We start from the raw sequence: 656 nt of genomic DNA, 5'->3' as shown, positions 1-656 counted from the left end.
TTCGGTTAAGCTTGCCACTGAATGTAAGTCGCTGACCCATTATACAAAAGGTACGCCGTCACCCCTTGCGAGGCTCCGACTGTTTGTATGCATGCGGTTTCAGGATCTGTTTCACTCCCCTCCCGGGGTTCTTTTCGCCTTTCCCTCACGGTACTGGTTCACTATCGGTCGATCACGAGTATTTAGCCTTGGAGGATGGTCCCCCCATCTTCAGACAGGATTTCACGTGTCCCGCCCTACTTGTCGTACACCTAGTTCTTCCATTGCGTCTTCGCCTACGGGGCTATCACCCACTATGGCCACACTTTCCAGAGTGTTTGGCTGACGCTACAGATAAAGAGTACAGGCTGGTCCCATTTCGCTCGCCACTACTTTGGGAATCTCGGTTGATTTCTTTTCCTGCGGCTACTTAGATGTTTCAGTTCGCCGCGTTCGCTTCACATGACCTATGTATTCAGTCATGGATACTCCATTCGGAGTGGGTTTCCCCATTCGGACATCTACGGATCAAAGCTCGTTTGCCAGCTCCCCGTAGCTTTTCGCAGGCTACCGCGTCCTTCATCGCCTGTGATCGCCAAGGCATCCACCACATGCACTTGTTCGCTTGACCCTATAACGGGTGTGTCTCGGCCATGATTGCTCACGGCGAGGCTCAC

General features: G+C 52.7%; 1 rRNA gene. It reads right to left on the bottom strand.

From position 1 onward, the window contains the following. Positions 1-610, bottom strand: a 23S ribosomal RNA gene (locus M3I56_RS40815); the annotation flags it as partial. Positions 611-656: the final 46 nt, after the last annotated feature.

The organism is Paraburkholderia sp. CNPSo 3281, from assembly GCF_024206515.1.
Taxonomy (GTDB): domain Bacteria; phylum Pseudomonadota; class Gammaproteobacteria; order Burkholderiales; family Burkholderiaceae; genus Paraburkholderia; species Paraburkholderia nodosa.
The sequence above is the reverse complement of the archived record's forward strand: the minus strand, read 5'-3'. Positions and strand labels throughout refer to the sequence as shown.